Origin of the sequence: Stenotrophomonas sp. TWI1183, from assembly GCF_039673115.1 — a bacterium.
Taxonomy (GTDB): domain Bacteria; phylum Pseudomonadota; class Gammaproteobacteria; order Xanthomonadales; family Xanthomonadaceae; genus Stenotrophomonas; species Stenotrophomonas maltophilia_AA.
In genome coordinates this window covers 18,389-41,537 of sequence record NZ_JBDJKZ010000013.1, presented here as the reverse complement: position 1 = coordinate 41,537, position 23,149 = coordinate 18,389, and the positions used below count along the sequence as shown (strand labels likewise).

Genomic DNA, 23,149 nt, shown 5'->3' with positions numbered 1-23,149 from the left:
GAAGCCTGGCGCTCACGCCAACGCCAACGCACGAGCCGACGCAGGCGGAGCCAACGACCAAAAAGACGACGAAAGTGGGGCATGGGTTACCGAGGGGGGCAGGTCGCGGCCTTCATAGTTGCATTTGGGGTGCCTTGGTAGCTGTGAAGGTCGGGTGCGGCTGGCGGGGCCGGTCCCGCCGTCAAGGGTTGGCCGAAGTGCACTTGCTCTACACTGGGTTGAGCGGGCTCCCGCCGTCACGCCGATTCATCCCAAGGGATAAGCAATATGCGTCTGAAGTCGATCGGGGCGGCACTGTCGCTCGCATGTCTGTGCGCCGCTTCCGCCAGTGCGGAGACCGTTGTACCTCTCACCTTCGCTGATCGCCTGGCGCAGGCAGGGTCGCCGCTGACCGTGCGGCCGGAGGGCTTCTCGGGCCCGGGCGCCGCCATTCTGTCGGACGCAGTGGACGCCAGCCGGTACGTCCTCATCGGCGAGAGCCATTTTTCGCGTGAGATCCCCGCCTTCACCACGAACGTCTGTCGATTGATGGCGCCCGGCGGCCTGACCGCCATGGCCGTCGAGACCGGGCCGGAGGCCGCCAGCGCAGTCGACGCACGGATGAGAGCGCCGGACCGCGAACAGCAGATTGCCGACTTCATGACCACCTATCCCGACGCCATGGCGTTCCTCAACAGCAGCGCCGAAGGCCAGACGGTGGCCGAGTGCGCCGCTGTTGCCGGGCCGGACTTCACGTTGTGGGGGCTGGATCAGGAGTTTCTGGGGGTAAGCGGCTATCTGTTCGACCAGATGCTGGCGTCTGCCCCAGGGCCGCTCGCCCGTGCCCAGATCGAGGCCTTGGACAAACAGGAGCGGACGGCCACGCAGGCTGCGCTCGCCTCCGGCTCACCGATGGACCTGTTTCTGTTGAAGGTCAGCGATGCGACGCTGGATCCGGCGGGGAAAGCCATCGACCAGGACGGCGGCGACCGGGCAAAGGCACTGTTCGCCGCCTTGCGCGAAACGCGCGCCATTTATCAGGCCTCGCAGTCTGGTCGTGGCGATCCGAACGGGCGCAGGGCGCGGCTGATGAAGCGGACGCTCGCGGCCCATCTAGCCGATGTGCCGCAGGCGCGCGTGCTGATGAAGTTCGGTGCCTTTCATCTCTACAAAGGATACAACCCACTTGGCCAGCGCGACGTGGGTAACTTCGTCGCCGAACATGCCGACGGACAGGGCGTGACGGCCCTGCACCTGATGGTGGGCGGCGCGAAAGGCGTCGGCGCCGGATACAACGGGGTCGGTCGCCCGATGAGGGTGTACGACTTCGATGCGACCACCGGCAAGGACAGCGATTGGCGCAAGGATGTGATGTCGGCCCGCCCCTCGGGCATGGCACCGGGCGACTGGATCCTGGTGGATCTGCGCCGTTTGCGCAGCAAGGATATGGACGACCTGACGCCTGAGTGGCGCGAGCTCATCCGCGGCTACGACCTCGCCGTTGTGGCGCCGGAACTGTCTCCGTCGACCAAGCTCGGGCCGCCGGACGCCCGCTAGCGGAAGGCAGATGAGCGCCATGATGAAATATATATCCTTTCTGGCACTACCTCTGCTGGCAGGCTGTGCAACGCTGCCGCGGCTCTCCGACGGCGTCACTCTTTCGATTCGCACCTACGACCCCGCTACGGGGGACTTCGTCATGGAGCTGCGCAACGAGACGGTGAGGCCGATCCTGTATCTCAATCCATACCTGACATTCCACACCATCCGCTCGCCAGATCCGGAGCCGTTCCCGGAGTCGCCGGAAGGAATGGTGCTTATGGTCCACAGCACAAAGCTGGCCCCAGGCGGGTCTGCTGTTCTTTCGGGCAAGTGCACTGTCGGCGGCGCTTGTTCCAAGCCAGAAACCTATGTGGCCGTCCGGGCCTGTTGGCTCGCGAAAGCTTGGAGCTGCGAGCAGTATTTTCCGATCTGGTCGGAGACGCCGTTGAAGGGTGTGTAAGTTTCAAGCTTGCCAGCGTTCAAGTAGTGAGCGTCTGCCCTTGGCCGATAGCGGCCCTGAGTTCCTGAGCGAACCATTCAGCCAGTCGGCCAAACCCAACGGCGTGACCTGCGATGCATCCAACCCCGCAAGCCCAACCAGAACGCCTTTCGAGAAGATGTCGGACGTGCTGAAGGAAGGCGATCGGGTGAAGGTCAAGGTGCTGGAAGTTGCCAAGCCGGGCCGTATCGCCCGTCGATCAAGGACGTGTCGGATGGCGAAGGGCTGACGGCCGAGCAATCGGCAGCCCACCTTCGTTTGTTGTGTCAACGCGGAAAGGCGGCGCTCGGGTCGCCTTTCCGCTTTCCGACCTTTGGTTTGCCGCGGCACCAATGCAAGTTTGCAACTCGTTGTATGGCGGCTCCTTCGTGCCCTCTCTACCATCCACTGCCATTATTGATCCGAGGATTGCCCGTGAGACCTCTCCTGCTCCACAGCCTGATCTGTGTCGCCTGTCTTGCCCCTGTCGTGGGCGCTTCGCAGAACCTCGTCATCGAGCCAGCTGCCGCGCCAGACGTTGCATCGCCCAGGACCTACGCTAAGCACGGGTTGAAGATGCAGGTGCCCGGGAATTGGACGGTCGTGGAAGACCATCCCAGTGACGGGGAGAACCAGCGGCGTGTGATCATCGAAGCCGACAAGACCCGTTTCGAGGTGTTGAACCTGGAGGTCAAGATCAATCTCGTCCACACGAGCGAGGTCCTCTCGTTGCCGGATTGGGCCGCCCACTCGTACTCACTGGAGGTGGAGGACAGCGAATACTACGGACCGCCCAAGTATTCAGCCTACCAGCTGGCGCCAGGCGTTAAGGCCCATGCCACGCAGTTCCAGTACAACCTTTTCGAAGACGACCAACCGTATGCCCGGCGCTTGCACGTGCTGGCCGTCAAGCAGTGTGGTGAGGAGTGGAACTGCTACGCATCCACTTGGACGGTTGAGGCGAATCGCAGCGCCGCGGAAGCGGGCATGCAGAAGATCATGGAAACCGTGACGTTCGCGGACTGAACGACTCGTGCCCTGCACGCGCTATCTTAGGAATCTGAATGAAGCGTTCCCCGAATTACCTGCTGCTTTCAATCGCGCTAGCGGTAGACGCGTTCGCCGCGGCGACTCCTGCTCCCAGCTTCGCATCTTGTTTCGCCCTGCAGCCGGGCGTGGAGCTAGCGACATCCGCAGCCCACACGCGCATCGAGTCAGCACGCTACGACAACAGGGACGTGATCGCGGTGTCCGTGACCCTGTCGGACGAGCATGGGGGTGGCACGGTGGTGCAGTACCACGACCCTGGCACCTACCGGCCCATTGCGCTCGAATCCACTGGCATGCGTGGGCTAGGGAGCCCGACCGGGGAGGTCCGGATTCCAGATGCGGAGCCCTACCCCGACCACGTGGCCCGCGGCACCAAGGTCCAGTCCACTGGCATGCCCCTCGCACAACGCCTGCTGCCGTTCGATGCGACGATCACGTTCGTCGGTTTCGCGACCATCGAACTGCCCCTTGCCGCTGGGCCACGCACCTTCGAACATACGTGCCATCTGCAGGTGTCGGTAGACGACGCGCGCGTGGACTATTGGTACGCCAGTGGGCTCGGTGTCATCCGCGCCGATTTTGCGACGGGCGATGGTCCCGTGCAGAGCAACCCCGTCACCTCGATCAGAGAAGGCATCTAGTTCTGCACGCGGGGAACCACGGAGACGCAGTCACGCACCATGCGGCGGGCAGGTACCGCGTCGGTGGGGTGCTAGGCAACATACAGCGGCGTGCCGCGATCAACGCTGCGAAGGCCCTTCTGCGCATCGATCGAGCGCTCTACGAAGAGACGGATGCGACTGCAACGATCTTGATGCCGTCTGATCAATCAAGTGCCGGCACATCGATGCGAGGAACTCCGTCACCTCGGCATTCCGGGTCAAAGGGTATAGGTCATCGATTCCAGCATCAGGCGAATCCCTGCCTCAGCCGCATTTCATCCACGCGCACTTCCAGTTCCAGCTGCCCAGGCCGCTCCAGGTCCGCCTCGAAACGCGCGTAGCGGTTGTTGGTTTCGTCGTCTAAGCCGCCCCAGCTCCCAGACCATTTTCGCGACAACTCCAGCCTCAGCTCATCGATCGTATGTTTCTTGGGTGAAGTGACGTTGGGCGAGGGCGAGGGCGCGGGCGCGGGCTCTGGCGCCGGGGTGCCACTGCAGGCCACGGCAGCCGTTGGCAGGATCGGCGACCCGGCCAGCAGCCCCAAGGTCTGGAAGACTTGCCTGTACGTTGGTTTCGCCTTGTTGGAAGTCATTGGCACGGTTTCCGCCTGATCTGTTCTGCGGCTTCTTCATAGGCAACAGCAATGACGGCATATAGATTTCGGCACAAGCTCTGCTGGCCATCGGTCAGCGCGGTATCGCAGTCGGGCTGGATACCTACTATGCAGGCGAGGAGGCGTTCATCACTGGATTCCAGAACTCGTTCCAGCCAGAGCCGCTTCCTGGGCCGGCTCGATTCCGAAGATGCGAACGGCCGCTTGTAGCCGAGAGCGGATAGGCGCTTGGCCCAAGTGATTAGAGATGTTTATCGGGAGTAAGGAAAGCGGCTTTTCGCTCCGTCATCACCAACCAGAGCGGCAACAACACCGCGCGTGCCATGGAAGCGGCGGTCGATACGCTGGTGGAGCGCATTGCTGCACGCGAGGACGGCACGGTCCAGAGCGCCCCCCGATAGGAGTTGATCGGCCCGGTGTCCCGCTGAATCATAAACATCAATGAATAGGGCGCTGCTGCGGTGCCGCTTGACACAAACCTTGATGGACGCCTATAGCTACGCGCGCACTGCGTGACTGCAAGCCACCATCTCAGGGGACTGGCTCGACATGATTACTGCCAAGGACGGGCGGGGTGACACAACTCGCATGGACATTTCCGGCCGGTCGCTCAAGGCCGTCTGTATTGCGCTTCTGGTGATGACTGCGGCCTTCCAGGCGAAGGCGCAAGGCCTCTTCAATTACCAAGAGTATGAGAAGCGCGTCAAAAGCAGCCAGTCGTTGTCGGCGATTCCGGCCGACGGAGTCTTTGGCGACAGAACCAACAGTTTTGATGGCAGTACCGAGTTTTCCGTCGAGGATGTTTCCCTGCCGGGAAACTTCGACATGCCCGTCCGCCTGGCGCGACGGTTCGGTGTTGAGTCTGTCAACCGGGCGGTCAGCGGCAGCGAGGCGAGCGGGCTGACCATCTTCGATGACTGGGAAGTGGAGGTCCCGTACCTGTCGGGCGTGTGGACCAACGCCAGTGGCTGGGTTACCGGCGAACCCGGCAACCTGACGACACAACGCTGCTCGGTCAACACGGCGCCGACCCTGCTGGAAACCCACGGATACTGGAACATCGGCTTCGGCATCGATGTCAAATGGCAGGGAGGGCAGGGCGAAGAGCTGCTTGTGGCCACCGATCCCTCCTATGCGACAGCCGCTGGGCTGGACAACCCGAAGTGGATGACCGCTTCACGGGCACGCTTCAGCTGCCTGCCGGCAACCCGCAATGGCTATCCAGGCGAAGCGTTCATTGGCCATACGGTCGATGGAAAGAAGTACTTCTTCGATTGGGGCGTTGAAAAGCCCTATGCCATGGCGCAGTACAGCGACGGCGCCGCGAACCGGATGGTAGGGCGCAAGCGCGTCTATCTGCTGGCTTCGCGGGTCGAAGATCGCAATGGAAACTGGGTTTCCTACAGCTACACCGGCTACAGGCTCACCAGCATCAACGCCAGCGACGGCAGGAGGATCGACCTGGTCTATGACGGCCAGGGGCGGGTGACCACGGTCAGCGCCAACGGACGGACCTGGTCATATGGCTACACCGCCGGTTCCGACGGCAATGATGGCGGACTGTCACAGGTAACGCTGCCCGATGGCTCCAGATGGACATACAGCCACAGGGGGCGGCTGCAATCACGCTTCCCGTATCGCAAGGCCGATGACGAGGGCGGGTGTGCAATCAGGGCGGGGCAGACGCCGCCCCCGACACAGATGACGGTGGGGGCTCCGTCCGGCGCATGGGGCGTCTTTGATTTCGAGATGGAGCTGTTCATCCGCTCCGATCCCTGTGCCGGACTGCAGCCCTCCCAGTACGACGCGTGGTCGCTGAAGACCAGAACCATCACCGGCCCTGGCCTCGCCCCGATGGTGAGTACCCGCAGCTATACGGTGCAGCTGCCAGGGGTTGGCAGATGGTCCACCCTGCGCAAGGCCGACGGCAGCGAAGTGCGCGAACGCTATGGTGCCGATCCAGGCTTGAACGAGCGCAAGCTGTTGCAGCGGCAGATCCTGGATGCGTCCGGGCGCGTGCTCAAGGACGAGCAGATGACCTACGTCTATGGCGCCGATGGTGGGCCATTCCCGATCCGGGTCGGCCGATCGCTGGGCATCATGTCAGGTCAGTTCCTGGCCGGCACGCTGAGTGCATTGAGCCAGACCCAGACCAGCCTGGACGGAGACAGCTACCGAGTCTCCTACGCAGACTTCAATGCGAAGGCCCGACCCGGACGCGTTGAGTATGCGGGCCCATCGGGTGTCCGCAGCGAGATCCACGAGTACTTCGACAGCGCGATCCCCTGGGTCCAGAATCAGATGCTGAAGTCGACGGAGCTCAGCAGCGCAAAGGTCACGCTGCAGTACACCTACGACTCGCTGGCCAGGCCGTCCTCGATCACCCGTTTCGGTGCGCTGCTGCAGCAGGTCACCTATGCCGCTGACGGCACCATCAACACGGTGATCGACGGCAAGGGCAACACGCTCCGCGTGGAGGACTGGTATCGCGGCGTGCCCAGGCTGCTGACCCAGGCCGATGGCCTCACCAGTCGCATGACCATCGACGCCAATGGCTGGATAACCTCAACCACGAACCAGCTTGGGCTCACCACGAGCTACCAGCACGACGCTATGGGGCGCATTCGCGAGGTGGCCCCTCCCGCGGATGAAAACCAGTGGCAGAAGACGGTGCTGTCATTCCGCCAGGTCGGCACGAGCGAGTACGACCTTGGGCCTGGCCACTGGCGCGTCGACAACAGCATCGGTCCGCGTCGCGAGGAAATCTATCTCGATGCATTGTGGCAGCCGCGCCTGGTCCGCTCGTATGACGCCAATGATGTTGCGGGCACCCAGACCTTTGTCCGCAATGACTATGACCCGCAGGGCCGCAAGACGTTCACCTCTTACCCCGTGCGTGCCAGCAATCCGGTTACAGGCACCTGGACGGAGTACGACGCACTGGGGCGAAAGACATACACCGCACAGGACAGCGAGCAAGGGCTGCTGATCACAACGCTGCAGTATGGCGCGAACGCGACACTGTTGCAGACCGATCCGGCCGGTCGACAGACCTCGACGCGATTCGATGCCTACGAAGCGCCAGATTACGACAAGCCCACACAGATCATCCGCGCAGATGGAAGCAGGCTGAGTCTCAAACGGAATGTGTTTGGCTTGCCTACGGAAATTTCCCAGTCCGCGAACTGATCGACGCCAAGGAAGACGCCCGTGAACGCTGCAAAGATCAGAGCATATATCGCGGTCCTGCTCGGCTTCGTGCTGGCCGGGATCTGCCAGACGGCCTACGCACAGGCTTCCATTGAGCTGATCGGCCCGTCCCAGACCAGCTACACCGCCCCGGCAACGTACCAATTCCAGATCAAGGGCAAGAATGGTTCAGGCGTGAAAGGGGAATACCTGACCGACGTTGCACTGTCACGCAACGGCATTGTCGTTGCGCGCAACATCAACAGCACCTACACCGAGAACGGCATCTCCGCCGGAACCTACCAGTACGTGCTGACCGCGACCGGGGTACGCAACCTCAATGGTGACGAGTTGTACCGGCAGCTCAGCTCGCCGACCATCGTCATCAACGTCGCTGCCCCGCCTGCGCCGTTCGATGGTGCCGAGTATGTCTCATGGAATGGGCCGGCCTCGGCTGATCGAGGAACGGCCTTCAGTGGAACGGTAACGTTCCGCAATACGGGTAACACCACCTGGCGGGCCAGCGACGGGTACCGGCTTGGCCAGGCGCAGGGATACAGCACCGCCCCGTTGGGCTTTGGTGATCTCCCCGTACCCGCGGACACCCCGCCGGGGGGCACGGCCACATTCGCCTACAACGGCGTGGCCCCCAACGAGAACGGCCCGCATGCCATGCAGTGGCAGATGAACCGGAGTGGCTCACGCTTCGGCAGCACCAGCAGCGTGGGCACTTTTGAAGTCACCGGACGGCTCAATCGTGGCGTTGCCTATGAGCAGGTCGTGCCCACCACCATGGAAGCCGGGCGCTCCTATACCGTAAAGATGAAGTTCACCAATACGGGCAATACCACCTGGTCTGCATCCACGGGTTACGCGCTTGGCTCGTGGAATCCGGAAAGCAACATGCGCTGGGGCGTAGCGCGGGTGGCGATGCCCAAGGATGTCATCCCCCAGCTGCCCGCGTTTTTTGAGTTCACGGTCATAGCTCCGTCGCTGCCAGGAACCTACAGCTTCCAGTGGCGCTTGCTGGAGGAGGGGGTCGAATGGTTTGGCGGTGCAAGTCCCGAACTGCAGATCACCGTTACCGGGCCGCCATCCAACGTCATAGGCAACATCGACAGTGTCAGCGCCAGTGGCCAGGTCAACGGCTGGGCCTGCTCCACCCGCATCGATGCGCCCATTGATGTTCACCTCTACACGGGTGGCCCGGCAGGCGCGGGGACCTTCCTCACCAGTGGCAGAGCAGACCAGTCCAGCGAACCGGCCGTGGGCACGCAATGCCAGGCGTCGGGCAATCACCGCTTCTCCCTCCAGCTCAGCAATGAGGATCGCCGGCAGCGCGCAGGCCAGAGCATTCACATCCACGGCATCTCCCCCGTGGGGCGGCCGAACAGCACCATTGGGGGATCTGGGTCCTTTACCGTACCGGCCGCGCCTGCCGGCACGCTGAGCGCCACGCCTTCGGGCTGCCAGATAGCCTCAGGCGCGCAGACCTGCAACGTGAGACTGACATGGTCAGCCAATGACCCGCGCGCCGAGGTCCGCAACGCCGCCGGCAGCGCAATCGGTACGGGTACCAGCGGCGCTCTGGACGTCGCTATCGGTGCGGGCGTCAACAGGTTCACGCTAGCGGTTGGCGCTGATGTGCTGGCACAGACAGAAGCCACGGCAAAGGCGACGCTGACGCCGGGAACGCCCGACAACCCCGCAGCGACAGTAACGCGACGCTATGTGTATGACGACAATCTTCGCCTGTGCAAGTCCATTGAACCGGAGACCGGCGCCACCGTGCTTGAGTACGACGCTGCCGGCAATGTGGCGTGGAGCGCACAGGGTCTGGACCTTCCCGATCCCAACCGCTGCGACCGGGACGCGGCCCTGTCTTCGACGCGGCGGGTCGTGTACGCCTACGACGCCATCAATCGCCCAATCCAGACCACGTATCCGGATGGTCTGGGCAACCTGCAGACGCAGTACACCGGCGATGGCAAACTGAAATCAGAAGTGGCACTGAATCAGGATGGCATCACCGTCGCCACCGGCCTGAGCTACAACTCGCTGGGCCTGATCGTTGGCCATTCAAGAGTCATCGGTGCAGCGCCAGCAAGGACGTCGACGTTTGCGTACAACAGCCTGGGCCAGCAGGTGCGTACCGGCTACCCGGATGGCTATGTGGTGCAGCAGACGCTGAATGCGCTGGGTCAGCCGCTTGCGGTGCAGGATGGCGCGGGAACGCTGTTGGCGAGCGCCATCCGCCATGCACCCAGCGGCACGCTTGTCAGCATGACCTACGGCAACGGCATCGTCCGCACGGTGCAGGAGAACGCCAGGCAGCTGAAGAGCGCGGTGCAGGATGGCGCTGCCATCAACCTCATATACAACTACGACACCGTCGGAAACATCGTCACCATTCAGGATGCGGTACGCGGCGAGCCAGGCAGGATAGCGCTGGGCTACGACCGCCTGGACCGGCTGACACAGGCCAACGCAACGGCCTTCGGCGGCAATGGGCAATACACCTTTGCCTACGACACGCTGGACAACATCATCGGCATGCGTCTTCCTGGAAAGCGCGAGCGCAGCTTCCACTACGACGGACGCAATCGACTGCTGTTGCTGCGCGATCAGGACGGCAACGGCGTACAGGGCTTCGCCTACGATACAGCCGGCAACATGACCACCCGCAACGGCCAGATATTCAACTTCGACGTGGCCGGACGCCTGCGTTCAGGAGGCATGGTCGGCAAGTACCTCTATGACGGCAACGGTTATCGGGCGGCGGCCGAAGGCGGCGCCTACCGAACGTGGAACTACCTCCCTGACGGCCGGTTGCTCGAATCGACCACGGGCAGTGAAGTGTCCGACTACGTGTACCTGGGTGATAATGTCCTGTCAGTGCGGACGAGCACGGGGAGCGACGTGAAGATGACCTTCCTCCACCACGACGCACGCATGTCGCTCGCCGCCACGACTGATGCAAGCGGCGCGATACTGTCACGTCATCTGTGGTCGCCGTACGGGGAGCCGGATGTCGCCCCGGCTGCGTCGACGCCAGGCTACTCCGGGCATCTTAGCGATGCAGATACCGGCCTGGTGTACATGGGCCAGCGCTACTATGACCCAGCCCTGGGCGTGTTCATCAGCGCCGATCCGGTAACGGCACGTGAGAATCCGCTCAGTGCTTTCAATCGTTACCGGTATGCCAACAGCAATCCGTACCGCTTCTTCGACCCGGATGGCCGAAGTGCCTGCCCTGGCTCCAGCAAGAGCAACTGCATCCAGGCCGACACCTATGACAGCAGCCGATCGACAGGGCAGACCTCACAGGCCTCGACGTCAGTCGGCAGCGCGATGGTGAGCCAGAAGGGCGTGGTGGCGGTCAAGGAGGGTGGAAGCGTCGAAAAGATCGGCTTCGTGGTGGCGACCGAAGGTGGAGACCACAAGGTGGAACTGGCTGCCAACGCAACCACGGCGAGCACCGCAACAACCGACTCCGCATCCGCTGCCGTGCCCAAGGGCGCCGAGGCCGTCATCCATGGTCATATCGACGGCAGGACCGATGGTGTTGTCAGCCCTGCAGACGCGGCGCCCCTCAAGCAGGGGCTTCCCAACGGCGTGGTCAGTACCGGACGCGTCGGGGTTACTGAAATTGTCGGCGGTCGCCTGCAGTTCCGGATGCTCAATGGGCGGATGACCTCGCGGGAAATCCGCCTGCAGCAGAGAAGCCTGGACAGGCAACAGACCCAGCCCGAGTTCATGAAACCGGAGGCCAGACCATGAGCATGAACCCGCTTTTCAAACTGACGGCACTGTGTTGTTCGTTGGGCCTTGTGGCCTGCTCGCCAGCATCGTCGCTGCAGCGCGAAGCCGTTGCCGATCCCCTGTTCCTTCAGGTCGCTGCGGCACCGCAGACATTCGAGGGGAAGACCGTCACCCTGCGCGGCTGGGTTTCCCTGCGGCACGAAGACCGAAATCTATGGGCAACCAAGGCCGACCATGAGCGCTGGCAGACGCCACGGTGCCTCTCGCTTTCCCTGTACGACGCGCTGCTGGACCGTGCCGGCGAGCTTGATGGGCAGCTGGTCGAGGTGACGGGCGTGATCATCAGAGATGCATCCAAGGGCGGCAGGGTGATCCGCTTGGGTGCCTGCCGCGATGTGGCCATCGCCGTGTCGCAGATGGGGCGGGTGGACTCGCACACTCATTAGTACGACTGCTCCTAGGCAACCCAACTGATCAGACAAGCTGCTGGTGGACAGGCAAGGGGATAGAGCTTCTGTCAGTCGTCACGTTCGTGCCAGGGCAGGAGCTCCAGCGCATGGCGTTTGAGCATCGCCTGGATGCATGCACGCACGCGCGTGGCGCCTCTCCGTGTCCGCGCATTGGTCCAGGATCTCCGCAGCCAGCCGTTCAAACTGCGGCCAGAACTGTGCCGGATGGCGCACCTGCGCCAGCCAGTGGGCCAGCATCTCGGCCAGCGCATCAAGTTCTGCCTGTAGTCCGGGGCGCACGTTCATCCCGGGGCTGCCGCCACGTCCAGCGCAGCGCGATAGTGATGGGCGTCCTCACTGAGGAGGACGCTGAGCTCCGGCTGCAACACGCCATCCACATGCAGCGTAGGCTGCCCCTACGCAGTGCCGGTTACCACGAAACAAGGGTACTAGACCTAGCCGCCTCGCCCGACGTGCGGAGAACCAGCGTATACATCGGCCGCCAACACATAGGGTTCGACGCGGTAGGTCTGGATCGCTTCCAGGTCTAGCGTGGCGGGTGCCGTGGTAGCCGTGAAGGTTGAGTTCGGTTGGCGTCGTCGGGGCTCAATAGCGCCAGGTGGTGATGAGCCAATCCATCGGAGTCAGCAAACCAAGGGAAGTGCCGGCCGCTTGCCGGCAAAGCGCCATCCGGCGCGCACCTCGGCTACGATGATGCCGCCGGCATCATCGCCGGCGGGGCAGGGGACGCAATGGACATGCAGGCAGGGGGCGGATTCAATCCGCCGGCAAACATCAACCAGCAGGAACTGACTTTCCACTGGCTTTACGAGCGTGTGCAGGGACTGATCGATCAGAGCATCTACCCTAAGGCGGGCCGGTTGGAAAGGTGGTCGTTCCGGGTGGGCATGGCAGCGGCTGCCATTGGCCTCTTGGGTAGCCTGATGCCGGAGCAGTGGATTCCCGTTGGCATGGTGCTGCCCTTGGTTCTGATCTGCTTGTTCATTGAGATGGGCGGCTTCATCCTAGGCTGGGCACTTTCCGCACGAAGGCAGTTTCGCCAATACATCCAACCGAGGCTGTCGCATGCCAAGGAGATGGATGGCGAATTCTCCCAATGGCAATCCGTGATTGCTGAAATCCGCAAATTCCCACGAAGTGAACGCGAGCAACGCCTCAGGTACGTCAGTACTCTGCGAACGGGCATGATTGATCGCATGGGGCTCGTATATGGTGGGTTGCAGCGGCTTGGGCCATTTCCGCTGCTGATTGCGTTCTATGTACAGTATCGGGCCTGGAAGCAAGGAAACTGGGCTGGCGTCTTCGATGTCGGCTGGGCGGGCGCGGTGCTCATCTTTGCAATGGTTCTCCTCTATCTGCTTGCTTGGGTAACGATCGGCCTCCGCGTGCGCCTTGATACCTACGTGGCCCTGCTGGATGCCTCCGTCCAGGAGGCTGAGCTGGCATCGTCTCCTGCAATGACCGTAGAGTAGGACTCGCATCCATCCTGCATGTAGCGCCGACCTTCTCGGCCGCTATCGCCGGCTGCAGCACTCGTCCTCGAGCACATCGCCGGCGAGCATCAGCAGTCATCGATCCTGCACTGGTGGCTCCTGCATGGCAGCCAGCGCCTGTTTCCGAGAGCTCATTGGCTGCAGTAGCCACTGCAGCGTTGCTTGGCGCGATAAGGCATCGTTATCAGGGTTAGGAGAGCAATTCAGTCTGGCCTAATGCTCGGTTAGACTTCAACCGGGACTCAGGGGGTTTACATGGCCTACGACTGGAACCGGCAGGAGCTGGCGCGTTCACCATGGCGCAGTGAGGTGGTGCCTCGCATTCCGTCCATCCTCATCCAACGGGCCAAGATCGGGCGGCCTATCACCTACGGGGAGCTCGCCGCCGAGCTAGAGCGCCTCCATGGTCTGGAGCCGAAGGCCCGCAAGACCTTGTATGGCCCGGCCGTAGGAGCCGTGGGCTTCGCCATCCAGGAGTTGGGTGAGCAGTGGGGCGAGAAGATCCCGCCGCTAAACCTTATCGTCGTCCAAGCCGACACCCAGCTGCCCGGTCATGGTGCGGATGAAGTCGCCCACTACTACTTCGACGACGGCGGGGCAGGGATGGCTGCCAACCGCGAGGCCTACATCCAAGCCGCTATGGCTGCGGTGTTCGACTATGGGCCGAACTGGGACCGGGTGGCCCAAGCCTTAGGGGTGGACGTGCTCGACACGGCACATGCCAACCCCGACGAGGGGAACCCCATTGAACTGCCTGCCATTCCGACCGCCTACCGGCCCGAAAGCGCCGCGCACAAAGCACTTAAGGCCTGGGTGGCAGCGCACTCGGAACGGTTCGAGGACTACGGAGCATTCGAGGCCGGGGTGAACGAGCACAGGCTGAGTTCCGGCGACAGCCTAGATGCCTATTTCACCAACGGGCGCGAGAGCTTGGCGGTGGAGGTCAAAGCCAGCAATGCGAGCGACGACGAGCTAATGCGGGGGATCTACCAAGTCATCAAGTATCGGGCTGTACTGCGCGCCGAGTGCATTGCGCTACGCAAGCCAGCCCTGTGCGATGCCGTGCTGGTGAGCACCCGGCCATTGGGCAAGGCAGGCAGGGTCTTGGCGAAGCGATTGCATGTGGACTTCGTGCGGGTGCCGGCGGAAGCGGAGAAGTGAAGGGACCTACCCCGACGTCGTCGCCAAGCTCAAGAGCGGTCGGCTGCTCGTGGTGGAATACAAGGGAGGACATCGCGTCAGCAATGACGATAGCCTGGCCCAGGCCAAGATGCGCCATTTGTGGAAGATAACGCAGAAGATTAGGGATGTTTATCGGGGGTAGGGCATGGCAGCTCCCGGCCGAGGCATCGATGGCAGCAATTTCAAGGTAGTCAACAGCCGCGATCGTAACTTCACTGCCGGCAAGGTCAAGGCGCGGCGTAGCCAGCTCGACGAGAGCATGGCCCGCTATCTGGCCGAGCTGGACCGTGCCATTTACGATCCGGTGCTGCTGCCCGAGGCACGTATGCCGCTGCCCGAGGCACGTATGCCGCAGCTGCGCGACAAGCCGATCAAGCTGGCCAAGCTGCGCGAGCAGATGGCGGCGCTGGATTGTATCGAACGGGGATGCAGGAAGCACCCGACGGTCAGATATCGCTGACCAATCCGGATGCCCGTTCCCTGACCTGGACAGGTCGTGCCAGGGAAACGGCGGGCTACAAGCCGCAGGCCGCAGTCGATGCCGAGCATCACCTGATCGAGGCCCACGAAGTCACCAACATCATTGCGCCCATGGCGCTCAAGGCCAAAGCCGCGCTAGGCGCCGACCACCTGGCCGCGCGGGCCGATCGCGGCTACTACAACGCTCATCAGACCCTGGCTTGCGAGCAGAACGGCATCATCCCGCTCGTGCTCAAGCCACTTACCTCGAACAGCAAGACCGAGGGTCGCTTCGACAAGCGGGACTTTATCTACGGAGCCGGCGCTGGATGCCGATCGTTGGCCAGCCGGCGAGCAGGCCACGTATCGCTTTTAACAGCGAAGGGAACGGTCTGACGCTGCACAAATATTGGTTATCGGCGACGTCAGTTTCCGAGCAATGCCGAGGCTGCCAGTATTTGAAGGTTGGTCGTTATATTGGAACGCAACTATTCCTCCTGACTTGTCCGACGGCTCTGAACCTCCGTCTCCACCGTCGTAAGCGCAGCCTCCTGTATCGCTGAGAGCTTGTAAGCGCTTCGGATGCTGCTCACTCGCTCGCGGGCCTCAGCTTCCGCTCCAACTATTTCACCAAGAATTTGGGCGACAAGGATTTGCACCTCGATCCAATCTGGGTTGCGGTCGGCAAGCGGCCCGGCGATCTCGAAAGCGAGGAGATGATCCTTCTTCAGAACATAGGTCATGGCGAGATGACGGATCGCTTGATTGTTGGAGGCCGCAATAATGGTTTGTCGACAGCAGGCATCGACCAATTCCGCGTAGAGCGGATGGCTTTCGCCGCCATTGAGATTGATCGCGATATGAACGCTCACCCCGACGTAGTCGTGGGTCTGAATGAGTTGTTTGAGTATGGCCGCTTTGGAGTTGGCGGCATCGTCGTTCAAAAGCGGCAGGATGAGCATCTCAAGCTTGGCCTGGAGGGCCGTGTAGTTACTGCGAAACGGGGTCGTGAAAACACCCGCGAGAGGCCCAGTGTGGACGCTGGCGAAGCCAAGAAGGAGAATAAGAAGCTTATCCGGTGACATGGCCTGGGTCATGGATGCGACAAGCGTATCGTGCTCGGCCTTTGTCTTGCCTTTGTGGTTGGCACGAAACACCCCTTCGTTCATGATGAACGATTTATAGCGGGCCATCTTCGCTTCGAAGCTAACCACCCAGGTTGGCGAGTGGGCTTGAGCGTCGAGAAAGTCGGAGACGCTCTCGTGCGGTCCGCTACCAATTTCGCCGAGGGCGCGGCAGATCAGGTATTGCCGAAATACGGTTGCGTGTGGCGCGTAGCGGACGAGCACCTCCGACAATGGATATGGCGCGCCTCCTCGGCATGACATAACAAGATCGAGAACACCCTTGAGGTCAAAATCGGACAGGCCATCATTCAAGGCGTCGAGAAAGAATTGATGCGCTTTGCGGAACTGGTGTGTGTGAAAGCGTGCGCCGCTGCCGAGGTTCTCCGTCTCCTTGATGTCTTCGATACATTCGGAGCCCATGAACGCTTTCGAGAAGAAATCGCGTGCAGTTCCCTTCTGGCTTTCATCACCGTCGAGCCAGCGCGTCAGATTCTTGGCGTACTCCTGCTCATCGTCGATGAGTGGTACCGCGGGCGGTGCAGAGAGGGTTGGCTCGGCGACTCCCGCAAAGGGCTTCATTGCCGAATGACCCATGGTCACGCCGTAGAGCCGGGCGCCGTCGGCGGCATACATACGCAGAAAAATAACAGCGGAGCACTGTTTATTGAAGGCTGCGGCGACCCGAGCGTAAAACGCGAGCGCCTTGTCGAGATCGAAGGCATCGAGCTCGGCGAGAAGCATGGGAAGTGTTTCCGCCTCGTCGATTTCAAGATGAGCGCCGATCTTGTCGCGAACCCTGCGAGTAGCTGCGAGATCGGCGTCAAAATGCGATGCGGAGACAAAACCATCAATCGCTGCTGATGACTGGTTTTCTGCCTGCACAAGCTTGTTCAGCCCGTCCATGGCCTGCAAGGCGTCGGCTGCGACCGGGCGCGTGACGAGGCAGTCGCAGAAGCTGACGATGTCGGTAACGATGCGTTCTTTGAAAAGGCGCGCGGTCGCGGGATACGCGGTGAGTCTGCCACGAAGTTCCAGCTGTAGCGCGATCCAACGGCGGATCAGGGCCAATTGACCGGCGCGAGCATGAATGGGTGTCACGTTGAGGACAGCGGAAGTGTTGTCGCGTGCCATCGCAAGCGAGTCCACCCCCATTTCAATCCATGTGCGGGCATCGAGCGAGCGCTGGAATTGATGAAGGATCTCGACGATCTTCGGATCAGAAAGCTCAGCAGGGACGGCATAAGGAACGTAACCGGGAACCGTGAGCGCCGCGAGACACTCATAGATTTCCTGCGCACCGTCGACAAAGTAGCTGAGCTTAACAATCTCGATGTCGTTCCAGAGCTCAATGCGCTTGCCGAAGTCGAAGTCTTGTACATGAGCGCCAATCTTGTGCCGCGCGACCTTGAAATATTCTTCAAACTCGGTGGCGTAGGCCTCCTTGGTCGTGTGGAACGCGGCTGTGTCAAAGCCTGAGTCGCGAAGTGGACGACGAAGACGCCGCGCATGTGAGATTAGATTCTCGGCCCTGACCAGGATGTGTCGCGCGATGGTGCGCGAGAAAAAAGGATCGGCGAGATTCGCCGCCAGATGAAAAGCGATCTGCATCTCTTCGGCGATGAACCTAAGTTTTTCGATCCGGTCTTGGATCATGATGCCACCATCAGTGAAGTTGCGAAGAGCCTACCTTTTACAGTTTAGTGGTCGAGCGTTCAATCAGAAAAGCGAGCCACGACTGTTCCCACCTCAACGCGGACCTTGGCCCACGCACCATCAACGTCCACTTTCGGCGTGAGACCAAGCCTCCCACATTGGCCGTTTTGGGCGCGCTTAGATGCTCGACAGCTATCAAAGTCGCGAATGGCCGGTTCCGGCGCGAGGGCACATTCGCGCCACGTGTTCGAATGACGGATTTTGGTCGATTTCGGCTGGTCGGAAAGCGATGCGAGCCGATTAGGAAGATTTATCGGGGGTACTCCGTCTGGTTGAGCTTGGAGATTCCGGCGGCAAGTGTCTAAGGCAGCCGCTCCAGAACCTCTGCTCCGAGCGAGCGTCTACTAACGCGTGGTTAATAGCCCTTCCCCCCAGTGGTCTGCTATAAGCCAGCATGGGCATGCCGGCCGAAAATCCAGCCGCACATGGCCGGGACACCATGAGCTGGGCCTTGAGTGCGGCATATCGCAGGCCGCACACGGCTCTTTCCGCCAACACAGGAGGTGCTGTATGGCTCTATACAAGCACGTGAACCGTTTGACTCAGTCGCAGCATGCGGCCTTCGATGCAATGCATGCACCGGGCATGGACGCCCCACACCCAGGAATATACCGCTGCACATCCTGTGGAGACGAGATTGCCATTGCTGGTGGGCACACACTTCCGCCCCAGAACCATCGGCAACACAATCCTGCCAACGGTCAGATCAGGTGGCAACTATTGGTTTACCCAGTGCAGCAGCGCTAGCTGCAAAGCTGCCGTGAACAGGACGGGGGAATGTCGCGCCCATACCAGGGAGCAGGGCGGTGAAAGCGTTTACATGATCTCCGCGGCGCCAGAGTAAAGAAAAAGTGAATAAAGGCTCTTGAAAGTGTGATGTACACCCCCAGACCGTGAGATGAAGCCTCCAGGAGTCGCAGTTCCTGAGATCCCAGGAGGCCAAGGTGACATAGGACGGTTCATCACAAGGGGGCGTGCATGCAGGCGGCAACGGGAGTGGCTGGTGATGCTTTGGCCGAAGAGGCAGTCGATGGAGGGAGGGACGGGGCACAGAAGTTTCGCATCCTCGCTCTTTCAGGCGGAGGATTCCGTGGTCTGTACACAGCAAAGGTCCTGGCTGACATCGAGCAACACATTGGTGCGCCGATCGCTCAGCGATTTGAGCTGCTCGCAGGAACATCGATCGGCGGAATACTGGCCGTGGCATTGGCCATGGAGATCCCCGCCGAGCGCATGGTCACACTGTTTGAGCAGCACGGTGAGGACATCTTCCGATCTCGCCTCTCCGGATGGGGGCTGGTGCGCTCTCCTTACACCCAAGAGGCGCTCCTATCACTACTTAAGAGTGACTCACTCTTTGGCGATCGACTGATTGGGCATTGCATCCATCCTGTCATCGTCCCCTCGATCAACTACAGCAGTGGGATGCCGGTGCTCTTCAAGACGCCGCATCATCCTAATTTCTCCAGAGATCATCATCATCTTGCGACTGACGTCGCATTGGCGACCAGTGCTGCGCCTGGCTACTTCCCCCGGCATACCTTTGGGAGCTGCCAGTACATAGATGGTGGTCTTTACGCCAACGCGCCGGGGTTGCTGGCAGTACATGAAGCTCAGCACTTCCTCGGCGCGACACGAGACGAGATCCATGTCGTCTCAATCGGCACGATGTCTTCACGGTTCACGGTGAATCCAAGCCGAAATCGGAGTGGCGGAACATACGACTGGGGCGGCCTGAACCCGGCAAACACTCCAAAGCGTCTCTTTGGAATTGCCATATCGGCACAAGAGGCCCTGGCAAACCAGATGCTCGGGCATCGCGTGGTCTCAGGGCAGTACTTCCACATAGACGACGAGCTGACTGACGAGCGATCGCGTGCTGTCGCCTTGGACAAGGCGGATCAACACGCGAGAGAGGTCTTGGTTGGAGCGGGCTCCGAAGCCTCCAAGAGGGCGCTGGGTGACCCCGCGTTCCGGACGCTCCTTTCAAGTAAGGCGGCGCCGGCGGTCTTTCATCACGGTCCAAACAAGAACGCATAAGAGACGCTTGAAATGCTGAACCTTCATAGCCTTTTCTTTAACGGCGACAACCCCGATGCCTTTCACAAGGCTATTTCCCCATCTGAAGAGCAGCGCAAGGAGCTTGTTCGTGCCAAGAACAAGATTCGTGACCACCTTCGGGAGGGGATCAGCAGAGCTTCCACGACTGTGCTAGGGATGGATAAGCAAGTGGAGCCTAAGTTCCGAACGCAGGGCTCGTGGAGCTACAAGACCTGTATCCAAGGTGCGCAGCTGCCACCTCAGGAGATGGACTGGGACTTTGGCGTCTATCTTCCCGTAACGGTGTGGGACGTCAGTGCTCCGCCTCGCGCGATGGCAAAGCTGTACTTCGCATTCGTTGAGGAGTGCTTGGAGGGCCTGTGCCTCAGGGAAGGCTGGGAGCTGCACAAGCGCAACTCGCGATGCGTGAGGGTCAAGATCGCCCCGTGGACGCATATCGACCTCCCGTTGTATGCGGCACCCGAGGAGAAGTTCAAAAAGGTGAAGGAGAGCGCAGTGTTCGATCACGCGCTGTCCAAGAACTATCTTCGCGAGAGTGTTAGCGCCAGCCTTGAGGAGTACTCAGAGTTCGGCGAGATGCCTGAGGACTTCTGGGCTGAGATGGAAGACATCCACTTGGCAATGCGCAATGGCGAGTGGAAGAAGTCGGATCCCGAGCAGGTCTCGAAGTGGTTCAATGATCGGGTTACAGAACACGGGGATCAGCTTCGTCGTGTGTGCCGTTACCTGAAAGCATGGCGCGACTACCACTGGGAAGAGGGAGGGCCCACCTCAGTGCTGCTGATGATCATGGCAGCCAAGCAGTTTGAGCGCACTCCGGATCGAGACGACGTTGCCTTGGAGCGCGCCGCCCAAGCTGTGGAGGTGCTTGTTCGTAGTGAGGTTCGCGAGGCAGGCATTGACCTCTGCGCAGAGAATTTCAATCGCCTCGGAGACCACGATCGCCAGTTGGCCTCCGAGCGTGCCGGGCAGCTGCGATCCGCCATTCGCCGAGCGAGAGCGCTGCAGGTTGCCATGCGAGGAGAGGCTGTCCTCAAAGTCCAGGAGCAGCTGGGAGAGCGAATTCCGTACGATCCCGACTTGGTTGTCGCCGATGGCGCCGGGGAGGTAAGGTCGGCCGAGGCTCGAGTAGTAGTCCCCCCTGTCGTTGGCGCGACCCACGCGGGATAAGTGAATGGTCCAGTCTCCCCAGGAGTCACTAGGAAGGGTACTCAGAAGCCTGCACCAGAGGGGGTTTGTACAGCTCCCCTCCCGTGGAGGTGTTCGCCAGTTTGATGGGGTACTCAACTGCAATCGAGGCGATGTCAAAATTCGGCTCTCGATTGAAGACTGGGACTTCACGCGCTATCCGGTTATCGAGATTTTGGAGGTTCCCGAAGGTGCGCCACGCCTCATTCCTCACATCAGCGCCTCGGGATGGTTCTGTTACCTGGCGGACGGAAGTGTAGTACTGGATCGCTACGCGCCGGAGGGTGCCGTGGCGCAGTGTCTGCAGATTGCCACTGATGAGTTGAATCGCTTACTTGGCGATCCGCGCTACCGCGAGGGCGAGCTGCAAACCGAGTTTGGCGCTTGCTGGTCCATTGGCCAGCAGCCCGAGCCGTTACCGGCTACTCTCGGAACCGTTGAGCGAGCCAGCGTTGTGGCTGATGCCTACCTGATGGGAGACGAGCATAGCGAGTGGCTTCTAATCAGCTGCGATGTGGGGGAGCCAGAAAGACTTGCCCGCGTGATGAATCTTCCTCCACCACGCCGCGTGCAAGAGTGTTGGGTGTTTCGATCCGATGCGCTTCCAGGCGTCGGACAGAATGGGGTTCCAACGACGATAGGTGAGCTTTTCTCTTGGCTTAAGAGCTGGGACGTCGGGCTACATCGTGAGTTTCAACAGCGCTTGGGAAGGGAGCACTTCAAGAAGCCTGGGGACTTGATGGTCGTTATTCACTGTCCTGCGGGTTGGTTCGGGTTCTCTTTTGAGTTGGACAAAACACTGGTCTTGGGGTTTGGTCGTCGGCCACTAGACCTTCGCCAACAGCTCCACACGCGCCGCCGCGACACGGGCCTGACCAGGATAACGCTGTCAGAAATCGGTCCGGAGTTCATCCACGGACGCAATTTGAGCTTCCCCTCTCTCAAAGACAAGAGGATTGTGTTGATCGGCTGCGGCGCCATTGGTGGCTACTTGGCTGAGGGCTTGGTGCGCCTAGGCGCCGGCACCGACACCGGCGAGCTCACACTGGTGGATCCCGACGTGCTTGCGCCCGGAAATCTCGGACGCCATGCGTTGGGGATGAATGCACTCAAGCAAGCGAAAGTCAGTGCTTTGGCCTCACGTTTGGATCTTGAGTTCCCACACGCAAAAGTGACACCCCACAATAGGACGACGCGCCTCCCGGCAGATCTGGTCGGTGACCTTGTCATCAACGCCACCGGCGAAGAGGCACTGAGCGAGGCCATCAATTTTCATCGGCAAGGGCTTCCCGAGTACCGCAGACCTCCAACACTTCATGTCTGGGTGACCGGCGAGGGGGCCTGTGTCCAGGGATTGTGGGTCGATGAGCAGAAATATGCTTGCTTCCGCTGTCTGCGGCGAAACGATACCAAACGGTTGAAGCGATTTGACCTGGGCCTCGGGGATGATGGCCTTCGGGTACTTGGCTGCACCGCATTTACACCCTATGCGGTGTCGGCGCCCATGGGCGCTGCGGCTCTAGCGCTGGATATGGTCGCTGCTTGGATGGCCGGAGACGTTTCACCCCGATTCCGTACCCGGGCCGTCGAAGGCGCCGAGGTCAGGTTGCCGAAGAACGCGGATGTTCGGCCTCTTCCGGGATGCCCTGCATGCAAAGCGATCTAATTTCTCTTGGGGTCACCACCGGGCATGGCCATGTTCTGATCGAACTGGTCGTGATGATGAAGTTGGCCGCATATCGGCAGGACAACGCGCTCAAGCCAGAAGCCGGTGGCATCCTGCTCGGCTTTCGCCGCGACCCCCACATTCACGTGGTTGACGCAACCGTTCCAGGAAGCTGTGACAGGGCACTACGGACACGCTTCTGGAGGAGTGCGAAGTCTCACCAGCGCATCGCGCGCGAGCGATGGTTGTCCAGTGGCCATACCTTAGACTACGTCGGTGAGTGGCACACACACCCTCAACTTTTCCCATTCCCCTCAGTCATCGACACTGGTGAGTGGAGGAGGATCTCCACACAGAGAGGAGAGGAGCAGATGCTCTTCCTTATCTTGGGAATGGAGCAGGACGATTGGCTTGGCATTAGCCAGGGAGCGGAGCTGCTTAGGTTGAGCCTGTGTCCAACAAGCGCACCAGCATCCGCAATGACCTTGCACGATGAATTCAAGGAGACGAGCTGA

The 23,149-nt window shown here is 61.0% G+C and carries 18 protein-coding genes; 16 read left to right on the top strand and 2 right to left on the bottom strand.

Going from position 1 to position 23,149, the window contains the following annotated elements:
* The first annotated feature begins 267 nt into the window (after nt 1–267).
* From ABE434_RS12865 to ABE434_RS12845, 5 genes are all read left to right on the top strand, one after another.
* Nucleotides 268–1,536, top strand: coding sequence for a hypothetical protein (locus ABE434_RS12865; RefSeq protein WP_346479117.1), 1,269 nt, complete (start codon nt 268–270; stop codon nt 1,534–1,536).
* Nucleotides 1,537–1,546: 10 nt separating this feature from the next.
* A complete protein-coding gene (locus ABE434_RS12860) occupies nt 1,547–1,981 on the top strand; it encodes a hypothetical protein (protein ID WP_346479116.1) in 435 nt (144 codons plus the stop codon).
* 40 nt (nt 1,982–2,021) lie between these two features.
* Nucleotides 2,022–2,249 carry a hypothetical protein gene (locus tag ABE434_RS12855; RefSeq protein WP_346479115.1) on the top strand — a complete coding sequence of 76 codons (228 nt, stop codon included), beginning with the start codon at nt 2,022–2,024 and terminating at the stop codon, nt 2,247–2,249.
* Between the two features lie 185 nt (nt 2,250–2,434).
* Complete coding sequence (locus ABE434_RS12850; protein WP_346479114.1) at nt 2,435–3,025, top strand: hypothetical protein; 591 nt, start codon at nt 2,435–2,437, stop codon at nt 3,023–3,025.
* 38 nt (nt 3,026–3,063) lie between these two features.
* On the top strand, nt 3,064–3,690 hold the full coding sequence (locus ABE434_RS12845) for a hypothetical protein (protein WP_346479113.1): 627 nt from the start codon (nt 3,064–3,066) through the stop codon (nt 3,688–3,690).
* A 268-nt stretch (nt 3,691–3,958) separates the two neighbouring features.
* On the opposite strand, the gene ABE434_RS12840 is transcribed toward ABE434_RS12845, so the two are convergent.
* The gene (locus ABE434_RS12840; RefSeq protein ID WP_346479112.1) at nt 3,959–4,303 is read right to left on the bottom strand and encodes a hypothetical protein; all 345 of its coding nucleotides are present in this window, start codon (nt 4,301–4,303) and stop codon (nt 3,959–3,961) included.
* Nucleotides 4,304–4,873: 570 nt separating this feature from the next.
* On the opposite strand from ABE434_RS12840, the gene ABE434_RS12835 reads away from it, so the two are divergent.
* From ABE434_RS12835 to ABE434_RS12805, 7 genes are all read left to right on the top strand, one after another.
* Nucleotides 4,874–7,513, top strand: coding sequence for a sugar-binding protein (locus ABE434_RS12835; protein ID WP_346479111.1), 2,640 nt, complete (start codon nt 4,874–4,876; stop codon nt 7,511–7,513).
* A 21-nt stretch (nt 7,514–7,534) separates the two neighbouring features.
* Nucleotides 7,535–11,293: an RHS repeat-associated core domain-containing protein gene (locus tag ABE434_RS12830; RefSeq protein WP_346479110.1), complete on the top strand. Its 3,759-nt coding sequence runs from the start codon at nt 7,535–7,537 to the stop codon at nt 11,291–11,293.
* Nucleotides 11,290–11,721, top strand: coding sequence for a hypothetical protein (locus ABE434_RS12825; protein WP_346479109.1), 432 nt, complete (start codon nt 11,290–11,292; stop codon nt 11,719–11,721). The genes ABE434_RS12830 and ABE434_RS12825 overlap by 4 nt, the downstream gene beginning before the upstream one ends.
* A 755-nt stretch (nt 11,722–12,476) precedes the next feature.
* A complete protein-coding gene (locus ABE434_RS12820; RefSeq protein WP_346479108.1) occupies nt 12,477–13,217 on the top strand; it encodes a hypothetical protein in 741 nt (246 codons plus the stop codon).
* Nucleotides 13,218–13,493: 276 nt separating this feature from the next.
* The gene (locus tag ABE434_RS12815; RefSeq protein ID WP_346479107.1) at nt 13,494–14,399 is read left to right on the top strand and encodes a hypothetical protein; all 906 of its coding nucleotides are present in this window, start codon (nt 13,494–13,496) and stop codon (nt 14,397–14,399) included.
* 166 nt (nt 14,400–14,565) lie between these two features.
* The gene (locus tag ABE434_RS12810) at nt 14,566–14,880 is read left to right on the top strand and encodes a hypothetical protein (RefSeq protein WP_346479106.1); all 315 of its coding nucleotides are present in this window, start codon (nt 14,566–14,568) and stop codon (nt 14,878–14,880) included.
* On the top strand, nt 14,847–15,275 hold the full coding sequence (locus ABE434_RS12805) for a hypothetical protein (protein WP_346479105.1): 429 nt from the start codon (nt 14,847–14,849) through the stop codon (nt 15,273–15,275). Before ABE434_RS12810 ends, ABE434_RS12805 begins: the two co-directional genes overlap by 34 nt.
* A 92-nt stretch (nt 15,276–15,367) precedes the next feature.
* Here the strand turns inward: ABE434_RS12805 and ABE434_RS12800 are convergent, their stop codons facing one another.
* Nucleotides 15,368–17,659, bottom strand: a complete 2,292-nt coding sequence (locus tag ABE434_RS12800) for a hypothetical protein (RefSeq protein WP_346479104.1) — start codon at nt 17,657–17,659, stop codon at nt 15,368–15,370.
* 1,038 nt (nt 17,660–18,697) lie between these two features.
* Between ABE434_RS12800 and ABE434_RS12795 the strand changes: the two genes are divergently transcribed.
* The 4 genes from ABE434_RS12795 to ABE434_RS12780 are packed head-to-tail and all read left to right on the top strand — an operon-like array spanning nt 18,698 to nt 23,149.
* Complete coding sequence (locus ABE434_RS12795; RefSeq protein ID WP_346479103.1) at nt 18,698–19,759, top strand: CBASS cGAMP-activated phospholipase; 1,062 nt, start codon at nt 18,698–18,700, stop codon at nt 19,757–19,759.
* A 12-nt stretch (nt 19,760–19,771) separates the two neighbouring features.
* Nucleotides 19,772–20,950 carry a CBASS cGAMP synthase gene (locus ABE434_RS12790; protein ID WP_346479102.1) on the top strand — a complete coding sequence of 393 codons (1,179 nt, stop codon included), beginning with the start codon at nt 19,772–19,774 and terminating at the stop codon, nt 20,948–20,950.
* A 4-nt stretch (nt 20,951–20,954) separates the two neighbouring features.
* A complete protein-coding gene (locus tag ABE434_RS12785; RefSeq protein ID WP_346479101.1) occupies nt 20,955–22,634 on the top strand; it encodes a ThiF family adenylyltransferase in 1,680 nt (559 codons plus the stop codon).
* Nucleotides 22,619–23,149, top strand: coding sequence for a Mov34/MPN/PAD-1 family protein (locus ABE434_RS12780; RefSeq protein WP_346479100.1), 531 nt, complete (start codon nt 22,619–22,621; stop codon nt 23,147–23,149). Before ABE434_RS12785 ends, ABE434_RS12780 begins: the two co-directional genes overlap by 16 nt.